The following is a 10,292-nucleotide window of genomic DNA, read 5'->3' as shown; positions in this document are numbered from 1 at the left end:
GCCATAGGTCTGAGCCTTGCTTTAAAGATTTACTTAAAGACAATTCATACCCTGTCAAAACAGCCATGTTTTTATGGTTTTTACTTTCCTCAACCAAAGTGTTGAAAGTCGAAATAGCCGAATAATCCATTGGGTAGGGTTTTCCCGCCCAGATGATTTGTACCGGGTATTTGGAGTGATTCAGTAGTCTGTAAAATCTGTCTTTGTCATGCAGAAGAAGCTCTGCACGCTTATAACCTGCAAATCTTCTGGCCCATACGATAGTGAAAATATTGGGGTTGAATAAATTTCCCGTTTGATCTGCAACAATACTGAATAACTTTTTCTTTAAATGTTTTTTTCTGTAGTCGAAAACAGTTTCATCATTTTCATCCTTAGCATTGTAAAGAGGTTTGTCTGCCCAATATTTGAATTCCTGAGCGTTAGTAATAGAAGTAATTTCACAGATTCCCGGGTATTTGTTCCACATTGCTCTGGAAACAACACCATGAAGTTGAGACACTCCATTCGCAATTCTTGCCATTTTTAAAGCGCAAAGGGAATGGTTGAATCGGTCATCATCGGCTCCTTCAATGCTTTTAATATCTTCCATGCTATAACCGGAAAAATATGACATATCATAGCATAATTTTAAGTTGTGTTTTTCATTTCCGGCCTCTTCTGGCGTATGAGTTGTGAAAACTAATTTTTCCCTTACTTTACTTAGGTCTCCGTTGTATTTTTTTAATAAATAAAATGCTGCCGGCAATCCGTGAGCTTCATTCAGGTGATAGACTTCTCTTTCAATATTCATCTCATCCAATAATTTTGCACCACCTTTTCCTAGTAGAATATACTGTGCAAGCTTTGTAGATTCGTTGGCATCATACAATTTATGACAGATGGTTTTTGAAACATGATCGTTTTCCGGAACATCTGTAGAAAGGAAAAACATAGGTGCGGTGTTGAAAATTTCAGGATCCAGGTACCATACTTTAACCCAAACCGGTGCACTGTGGATTTCAATCTGGAATTTAATTCCCGTATCTTCAAGAAAACTATACATTTTTCTAGTCCATACCGGTTGCAACGTCTGATCATGGTTTCTTGCCTGATCATAATATCCGAATTTCCATAGAATACCAATTCCTATGAGGTTTTGTTTCAGGTTATAGGCACTTCTCATGTGAGAGCCTGCCAAAAAGCCAAGCCCTCCGGAATATATTTTTAATACTTGCTCAAGCGCAAATTCCATTGAAAAATAAACAGTTTTTTTAGAATATTGGGGATTGATATTGTAAGGTATTTTAAAATTCCTAAAATCCATAGGTACAGGTTTGTGTTAGAGACAAAGGTATTAATTATGAAAATAAACCTTACATTAATTATTTAATAAATTAACTTAAAAAATCAATATTGAATGTTTTTTTTACTTATCTTTAAGTGTGTAAATTTTTGATTATCAAAAACTTTTAATGATGAAAGCCAATGGCTGCATGTGTTCTTTAATTAAATAAAAAACCACACATGAAAAAGACGTTTTCTGATGAAGATTTAATTAAGAATCTAAGTTTATATTACCTGAACAGGCATTTGAAAAAAAAGCCCATAGAAAAGTATCACCGTACAATAGATGAATCACCGCTTCATGACCGTGAAAAGTACAGAAAGAAGTCTGAAATTCTATTGCTCAACTCTTTCATGCATCATTTTCCCGAAGTGAAATTTGAAAATCTTACCTGTGAAAGTCCTGACTTTATCGCCAAATTAAACGACAAAAAAATCGGAATTGAATTGACCGAAGTGATCAATCATCTTGAAATGAAAAAAGTGGAAAGTACTTTAAATAAGATGTTCCGTCAGGCAGAAATATTATTAGAACAAGAAGACACTACGAAATATCGTGGTGTTTATTTTTTAGAATTCTACCCCAATATAAAATTTGATAATCTGGAAACCCAAGAGGAAAATATTATCAATATTTATAAAAGTATAAAAAAGAATAAACCAATTGGATGTGTAAAAAGTATAAGGAAGTCTTTTCACCGTAGAAATGTATTTATTACCCATGAATACAGTATGAATCTTTTTGATGAGCTTTGTTCAGAAAAAATACTTGAGCTTATTGAAAAGAAAAACGAAAAATTCCCTTACTATGATACATCTGTAGATGAATGTTGGTTGGTTATTGTTTCCGATATGAATTCTATTGCCTCGAGATATACTTTTATCCAGGATAAAGAACATTTGAAAGAAGTGAAAAGTCCTTTTCATAAAATTTTTCATCTTGAGAATCTTTGTGGAAACATTACAAGCATAAAATAGTAGTTTTGTATTTCTTAGATTGTTGCATGTTGAATGATTTTGCATTTTAATTTAAAATAATTCAAAATTATTTAACTTTTATTGTTTTTATTGAAAATATAGGTATATTTGGTATGAGTTAGTATCAACTTGATTCAAAACGATTTAACCATAAAACTGTATATCTATGAGGAGATTTTTACTTTTTATTCTTTTGAGTATATCTCAAATTTTTTATTCCCAGCAAGATTGTGCAACAGCCTTATCCGTTTGTGGTAATTCTAGTATTACTTATAGTCCGACAGGATATGGTAATGTTAAAGAATTAGTAAATTCGGGAAGTTGCTTGGATGTTACCGGAGAACATAATTCAATTTGGTATAAAATTACGATTGCAACGGGAGGAACACTTACTTTTGACTTGGTACCTAATAACCCTAATGCGGACTATGACTGGGCAATTTTCGGACCTAATGTAAACTGTGGAAATTTAGGCTCACCTATTCGTTGTAATGCGGCAACCGTAATTGGAGTCGGAGCAGCGACAGGATTAAATATGACCAGTACAATTACCAGTGCGGCCGGAGGCTCTACAACACCATATTGTCAATATTTGGATGTTTTGCCGGGACAAACATATTATTTATTTATTGATAACTGGGTGAGCAGTACCAGCAGTACAACAGCTCCTTTTTCTTTAACATGGGGCGGAACAGCTACGTTAGCTTCTCCGTTTACCGACCCTGTAATTACTCCTAATCCTTTCGTACCACCGGGAATTTCAGCAGCTAACCCAAATGATCCAAAAGAAATTGTGATATGTTCAGGTACAACCGTATTTGATTTTGCTTCATTGACTGCCGGTATTATTAATGGGAATCAAAACTTTAGCGTAAGCTATCATCTAAGCCAAAATGAAGCTTTAACAGCCCAAAATCCTATTACAGGACCTATAACGGTAAATACTACTACGGTTTATTACTATAGTATCAGTTATACGGATCCGAAAAATCCGAATAGTCCTTTGAATAAATGTAAACAGATCGGAACATTTAAATTCAGAAATGCATCTATAAGCGTTCAAAATGCAACATTAACACAATGTAACAATAATAATGCAGGATCGGCGGTATTTGATTTGACTTCTGCTGTTATTATTACTGATCCGAATGTGATCAAAAAGTATTACAACAGCCTGGCGGATTTGAATGCAGGCATTAATGAAATTACCAATCCTTCAGCGTTTGTGTCTTCGGGTGGGATTGTATATGTAAAAGTAATATCTGCATTTGGATGTAGTGCTATTGCACAGATTACTTTGATGTTTTCCCCCGTAGTTGTCGTTAATGATGCTACTTTACGATCATGCTTTATCGAATCTGATCCATCTAAAGCTTCTTTTGACCTCACGTCGGTAAGTGTAACAACACAAGCAGGTACCGTGAAAAAATACTATCCTTCAATGAATGATGCTATTAACCAGACCAATGAAATAACTTCCGTTACGAACTATACATCTTCTAATGGGGCGGTATATGTAAGAGTGTCTAATGCAGGCTGCTACACAATAGCTAAAATTACATTAATAGTTATGCCTCCTGTATATTCCGATATTCTTAAAGATAAAACCATCTGTGCAGAAGCAAAAACGACGCTGGATGCGGGACCCGGATTCAATGCTTATGAATGGAGTACAGGAGCCACAACTCAATCTATCAGTAATGTTGGTGTAGGAGCTTATTGGGTAAAACTTAAAACCGGAGCTTGTTTTACCACACAGACGGTTAGAGTATATCCTTCAGAGCAACCTGTAGTTTCTGGTATTGATATTTCTAATAATACAGTTACAATATCTGTAAAAGGAGGAACTCCACCTTATAAATATGCGATAGATAATCTTATCTGGCAGGATTCTAATGTTTTCAACAATCTGGTAAGAGGAGATCATAAGGTATTTGTAAAAGATGCCTATAATTGTGACCCTATAAAAGTTGACATTGTCGTTCCTAATTTAATCAATGTAATTACTCCGAATAATGATGGAATTAATGATGTGATTAATTATGCTGCATTGGGTGGGAAACAAAATCTGGTCTTCAATGTTTTTGACAGATACGGAAATAAAATCCACCAGGCAAACCGGTTCAACGGATATAAATGGGATGGTACTCTGGCTGGAAAAAAAGTGCCTACAGGTACATATTGGTATTCTGTAACATGGAATGAAAATGATAAAATGAATACGCTTTTCAAATACACAGGATGGGTATTGGTTAAAAATAGAGAATAATCATATTCTGTAAATATAGTACATAGATAAAACCACTTCTCATCAAGTGGTTTTATCTTTTTAAAGTTTTACATTCGTTATCAAAAATTACAACAATGAAAGAGCTCTTTATTAAACGTTTTGAATATTATAAATCCCTTGGAGATAAAACCTTTAGTCAATTATCCGATGACCAGATTTTTTGGCAGTATAATGAAGAAAGTAATTCTATAGCCATAATTGTGAAACATGTTACCGGAAATATGCTTTCAAGATGGACCGATTTTTTAACGACAGACGGAGAGAAAAGCTGGCGTCATCGTGATGAAGAATTTGTGAATACTTTTAAAACAAAAGAAGAAATTATTGATTTTTGGGAGAAAGGATGGACGTGTTTCTTTAACGCCTTACATCAAATTACTGATGAAAACTTGTATGCTACAATTTATATCAGGGGAGAAGCGCATTCTGTTATTGATGCTGTCTTCCGCCAACTGGCTCACTATCCTTATCATATAGGCCAGATGGTGTACATTGCAAAAATGCTAAAGAATGAAGATTGGAAAACCCTCTCTATTGCCAGAAACAAGTCACAGGAGTTTAATAATAAAATGAAAAATAAATTTTCAAATGAGGATCAGGATGACAATTCCTCATCTGTTTGTTTTCAAAATAGCCCTGAAGTAAGGGATGAATATAAACAATAGATTGAATCAATCTTGGATTCGCATTAAAATTACTATCTTTGCACCCATAAAAATCAGGAGTACAAATGTCCACTTTTCACAGAACTGCCGCGTTTCATACACTTGGCTGCAAATTGAACTTTGCAGAAACATCTACTATTGCCCGTCAATTAACAGATGCAGGATATGATAAGGTGAGTTTTGATGAAAAAGCGAATGTGTATGTTATCAATACATGTTCTGTAACTGAAAATGCAGACCGTGAGTGTAAACTGCATGTTAAAAGAGCAATGAAAGCCAATCCTGAAGGTTTGGTTGTTATTGTAGGCTGCTATGCGCAGTTAAAACCTGAAGAAATCTCACAAATTGAAGGAGTTGATCTAGTGTTGGGAGCTAAAGAAAAATTTAATATTCTAAGCTACCTGGATGATCTGGAAAAATCCGAAAATGAAGGAATTGTTCATTCATGTGAGATTGAAGAAACCGACTTCTTTATCGGAAGTTACTCAATCGGAGACAGAACCAGAGCTTTTTTAAAAGTACAAGATGGTTGTGACTATAAATGTACTTACTGTACAATCCCATTAGCAAGAGGAATTTCACGTTCAGATACTATTGAAAACGTACTCAAAAATGCTACAGAAATTGCTGCAAAAGACATCAAAGAAATTGTTCTTACAGGTGTGAATATCGGTGATTACGGTAAAGGAGAGTTCGGAAATAAAAGACATGAACATACTTTCCTTGATCTTATTTCGGAATTGGATAAAGTAGAAGGTATAGAAAGAATTCGTATCTCCTCCATTGAACCCAATCTTTTGAAGGATGAAAGTATTGAACTTGTTTCTAAAAGCAGAAGCTTTGTTCCGCATTTTCATATTCCATTACAGTCCGGATGCGATGATTTATTGAAAAAAATGAAACGTCGTTATCTGACCAGGCTGTATAAAGATAGAGTAAGCAAAATCCGTGAGGTAATGCCTGATGCAGCTATTGGTGTAGATGTTATTGTAGGCTTCCCTGGAGAAACTGAAGAGAAATTTATGGAAACCTATAACTTTCTTAACGAACTTCCGATTACTTATCTTCATGTATTTACTTATTCTGAAAGAGAAAATACAGAAGCTACAACAATGGAGGGAATTGTACCAATAGCCGAAAGAAAAAAACGTAATAAAATGCTTAGAATCCTTTCTGAAAAGAAAAAAATGGCATTTTATCAGACTCAACTTGGTAAAACCCTTCCTGTACTTTGGGAGCACGAAAATAAAGACGGAAAAATGTTTGGCTTCACTGAAAACTATGTGAGAGTCCAAAAAGACTTTGATCCGGCATCAGTTAATCAAATCGAATTTCTAAATTTAGAAAAAATCCTGTCAGATGGCACGGTTTCAGTGCAATCTTCCTACCAAAATTTTTTAGCAAAAGCATAGGCTCTTTGCAAAATTTCCACTAAATTTATTTTTAAACTTTTAAATACTACATTCATGAGAGATAAGTTTTTATCTTGGGGAATTGTATTAGTACTTGCTACCTGGATTGTAGCAATACTAATCAGAGCGCATTATTGGATACCGACGCTGCTATCCGCAATCTATGCATTGGGTGTTTACAATGCTTATCAATCGAAACACGCTATTTTGAGGAACTTCCCGGTGTTGGGGTACTTCAGGTACTTTTTCGAGAGTATTTCACCCGAAATGCAACAATATTTTATCGAAAGGGAGACCGATGGAAAGCCGTTTCCAAGAAATCAGCGCTCTGCAGTATATAGACGTGCTAAAAATTTAAGTGATACGGTTGCTTTTGGAACACAATTAGAGGTTAATCATAGAAAATATGAGGGAATTAAGCATTCTATCTATGCAAAACCACCATCAGAAGAACTTCCGAGAGTTTGGGTAGGAGGAGAGCAATGTACGCAACCTTACCATGCTTCTTTATTTAATATTTCAGCAATGAGTTTTGGTGCATTAAGTGACAGGGCTCAGATTTCTTTAAACAGAGGAGCAAAAAAAGGAAATTTCTATCATAATACAGGAGAAGGAGGTATTTCCCCTTATCATTTAGAGGGTGGAGATTTATGTTGGCAAATTGGAACAGGTTATTTTGGGTGTAGAGATGAAGAAGGAAAATTTAATCCTGATTTATTTACGAAATATTCAACGCTTCCTAACGTAAAGATGATCGAAATTAAATTATCACAAGGAGCAAAACCAGGACACGGAGGAGTACTTCCGGGAGTGAAAAATACTCCGGAAATTGCAGCAATCCGTCACGTCACACCCGGGATGACCGTTATTTCACCACCATCTCATACGTCATTCTCAGACGCAGCAGGATTGTTGAGGTTTGTACAACAATTAAGAGAACTTTCAGGAGGGAAACCGGTTGGTTTTAAACTTTGTATCGGAGATACTAAAGAATTTGAAGATGTTTGTGTGCAAATGAATGTTCTAAAAATTTATCCTGATTTTATTACGATTGATGGGGCAGAAGGAGGAACAGGAGCCGCACCACCGGAATTCTCAGATGGAGTAGGGATGCCATTGGAACCGGCTTTAATCTTTGTCAATAGAACGCTGAATAATTATAACTTAAGAAATAAATTAAGAGTTATTGCCAGTGGTAAAGTACTTACCAGTCTGGATATCTTAAGAGCTATCGCAATGGGCGCAGACATGTGTAACAATGCGAGAGGATTTATGTTCTCTTTAGGATGTATTCAGGCTCTAAGATGTAATTCTAACAATTGCCCTACAGGAGTTGCTACTCAGGATAAAATGTTGATCAAAGGGTTAGATGTGACAGATAAGAGTGAAAGAGTTTATCATTTCCATAAAAATACACTGCATACTTGTAATGAGTTGATTGCAGCAGCAGGAAGAAGTTCTTATGAAGAAGTAGATGCTACAATGTTTATGAGAGGAGATGAATTTGATCATCTGGCAGATTTATACTTCCCTGATATCTTGGGAAATGTAAAACAAAAAGCAAGATCTTAATCTCAATAAAATATAAAAATAAAGACCGCCTGAATTCAGGCGGTCTTTATTTTTATAGTAGTTTTTTTATGGTCTATCTACTCTTCCGTAAACCTGGAAGTTGAAAACAAGAGATCTGTTTCTTAATGATATTGTGTTAGAATATCCTGCATAATTGTAAGGATAAAAAGGATTTCTTGCAAAAGCAGCTCTTGAAGGAACAATAATGACACCCTGTAAATTATAAGGGGCAGCATTAGGCAGATTATCGTATGCCTTAAATTGTTGTAAAGCTTCACTGAAACCATTAATTACATAATAACTGGACTGTTTTGCAGCGTCAGTAGTTGCCTTTTTGATTAACGGATTCTTTGGAGAAATGTAATAGAAAATAGGATCAACAGCAGGAACTCCATTTCCATTAATTGTATTGATAAAAGTAGCTCCCGCATTAAAAGCTCCCTGTCCATCGGTAAGGGTTGCCAAATAAGAGTTAGCTCTTAACATAATTCTCATACTATCACTTGGTTTGATAGTCTGAGCACTTGCTGCTGGTGGTTGAGCGCCATCTCTTACAATGTAAATTGTTCCGGAAGGTAATGTTTTATAAGCCAGTTGTGATAATTTTTTCTCTTTATCATCAGCAGTATCCGTTGCACTAAAAGGTTTTATATTTCCTTGCACGTCCAGATAATTTTCATCCATAAACTTCTTAATCGCCTGATCATCATAATTGTTTTGGACATTAATGTCTGCAGGTTCTACATATGTATTCACATCATCATCACTTTTCTTACAAGCAGAAAAACACACAGATCCTGCAAGGATATATAAAAATATTTTTTTCATTTCAAAAAACTTTAATTACTTTACAGATAATATATAACGGCAAAAGTATAAAAAATTATGAGAATAGATAAATTTTTATGGAGCATTCGTTTTTATAAGACGAGAAGTATTGCAGCAGAGGAAATTAAAAAGAATAGAGTTTCTATTGGAACATCTGCCGTAAAGTCATCAAAAGAGGTAAAAGAAGGAGATGTTATTAAAATCCGTAAAAATCAAATTGACTATAAAATAAAAGTGATTCAGATTCCTAAAAGCAGGATTGGAGCCAAACTTGTTCCGCTTCACATACAAGATGTAACAGATAAAGAGCAATATGAATTATTGAAGCTTCGTAAAATGTCTCAGGACTATTACAGAAACAAAGGAGAGGGAAGACCAACTAAAAAAGACAGAAGAGAAATGGATGAATATGTAGGTAATGATATTGCCTCCGACTTTACAGACTGGGATGATTTCTTTGGTGAAACAGGTGATGAAACGGAAGAAGAAGATTAAAATAACAATAGAAAAGCTCTAAATCTAGAGCTTTTCTATTATTTCATTAACAATATCCTCAGGCTCTCTGGCATCAGTACCGACAGTAAATTGTGCTTTACTGTAAAACTGATTTCTCTCAAATAAGTGTTTGGCAATAAATTCCGGAAGATCTTCGTCCGAAATATTAGCAATTAATGGTCTCTTTTCTTTTTGTTTGGAAAGCCTTTCCACTAATGTACTTACGGAAGCCCTCAAAAAAATACTTTTAGAGTTGTGATTAATGATCTCCATATTATTATAGTAGACAGGAGTTCCACCGCCAAGGCTTAAAACTACATTTTCCTCAGATGCAAGGATCTCTTCCAACGTCTCTCTTTCCAGCTTTCTAAAATAAATTTCTCCCTTCTTTTCAAAGATTTCCGGAATAGTTAATTTATTTCTTTTGGAAATCTCTTTGTCAAGATCTATGAGTTTAAAATCTATTTTCTCGCTTAATATTTTGGAAATGTGAGATTTGCCACATCCCATGTATCCGATTAGTGAAATTACCATGAATTTTTTTTAAACAAATTTGCAAAAAAGTTTTGAGATAACGAAAAAAGTCCTATCTTTGCACCACTTAAAACAAGGGACATTACTTAAATGAAAACTTGATAATATAAGTGACCGACTCGGTAGCTCAGCTGGTAGAGCAATACACTTTTAATGTATGGGTCCTGGGTTCGAATCCCAGCCGGGTCACAA

General features: G+C 34.9%; 9 protein-coding genes and 1 tRNA gene. 7 read left to right on the top strand and 3 right to left on the bottom strand.

The features are described 5' to 3' along the window. The coding region (gene glgP, locus CW752_RS13425; protein ID WP_101240219.1) for an alpha-glucan family phosphorylase at positions 1–1,306 on the bottom strand (1,306 nt) is incomplete at its 3' end. Between the two features lie 200 nt (positions 1,307–1,506). On the opposite strand from glgP, the gene CW752_RS13420 reads away from it, so the two are divergent. The 5 genes from CW752_RS13420 to CW752_RS13400 all read left to right on the top strand — a co-directional run bounded on the left by CW752_RS13420 (position 1,507) and on the right by CW752_RS13400 (position 8,243). Continuing rightward, a complete protein-coding gene (locus CW752_RS13420) occupies positions 1,507–2,304 on the top strand; it encodes a hypothetical protein (protein WP_101240218.1) in 798 nt (265 codons plus the stop codon). Positions 2,305–2,470: 166 nt separating this feature from the next. Next, the gene (locus CW752_RS13415) at positions 2,471–4,573 is read left to right on the top strand and encodes a T9SS type B sorting domain-containing protein (protein ID WP_101240217.1); all 2,103 of its coding nucleotides are present in this window, start codon (positions 2,471–2,473) and stop codon (positions 4,571–4,573) included. A 95-nt stretch (positions 4,574–4,668) separates the two neighbouring features. After that, positions 4,669–5,259, top strand: coding sequence for a DUF1572 domain-containing protein (locus CW752_RS13410; protein WP_101240216.1), 591 nt, complete (start codon positions 4,669–4,671; stop codon positions 5,257–5,259). Positions 5,260–5,324: 65 nt separating this feature from the next. Next, positions 5,325–6,671 carry a tRNA (N(6)-L-threonylcarbamoyladenosine(37)-C(2))-methylthiotransferase MtaB gene (gene mtaB / locus CW752_RS13405; protein WP_101240215.1) on the top strand — a complete coding sequence of 449 codons (1,347 nt, stop codon included), beginning with the start codon at positions 5,325–5,327 and terminating at the stop codon, positions 6,669–6,671. A gap of 54 nt (positions 6,672–6,725) precedes the next feature. Beyond that, positions 6,726–8,243 carry an FMN-binding glutamate synthase family protein gene (locus CW752_RS13400; RefSeq protein WP_101240214.1) on the top strand — a complete coding sequence of 506 codons (1,518 nt, stop codon included), beginning with the start codon at positions 6,726–6,728 and terminating at the stop codon, positions 8,241–8,243. 66 nt (positions 8,244–8,309) lie between these two features. On the opposite strand, the gene CW752_RS13395 is transcribed toward CW752_RS13400, so the two are convergent. Then, on the bottom strand, positions 8,310–9,071 hold the full coding sequence (locus CW752_RS13395) for a hypothetical protein (RefSeq protein WP_101240213.1): 762 nt from the start codon (positions 9,069–9,071) through the stop codon (positions 8,310–8,312). A gap of 57 nt (positions 9,072–9,128) precedes the next feature. Between CW752_RS13395 and CW752_RS13390 the strand changes: the two genes are divergently transcribed. Beyond that, positions 9,129–9,566, top strand: a complete 438-nt coding sequence (locus CW752_RS13390) for an RNA-binding S4 domain-containing protein (RefSeq protein ID WP_101240212.1) — start codon at positions 9,129–9,131, stop codon at positions 9,564–9,566. Positions 9,567–9,590: 24 nt separating this feature from the next. Here the strand turns inward: CW752_RS13390 and CW752_RS13385 are convergent, their stop codons facing one another. Further along, positions 9,591–10,100, bottom strand: a complete 510-nt coding sequence (locus tag CW752_RS13385; protein ID WP_101240211.1) for a shikimate kinase — start codon at positions 10,098–10,100, stop codon at positions 9,591–9,593. A 116-nt stretch (positions 10,101–10,216) separates the two neighbouring features. Between CW752_RS13385 and CW752_RS13380 the strand changes: the two genes are divergently transcribed. After that, positions 10,217–10,289, top strand: a tRNA-Lys gene (locus CW752_RS13380). The last annotated feature ends 3 nt before the right edge of the window (positions 10,290–10,292 follow it).

Origin of the sequence: Chryseobacterium sp. PMSZPI (assembly GCF_002835665.1) — a bacterium.
In the GTDB taxonomy this organism is placed as follows: Bacteria; Bacteroidota; Bacteroidia; order Flavobacteriales; family Weeksellaceae; genus Chryseobacterium.
This window is presented reverse-complemented; position numbering and strand designations above follow the sequence as displayed.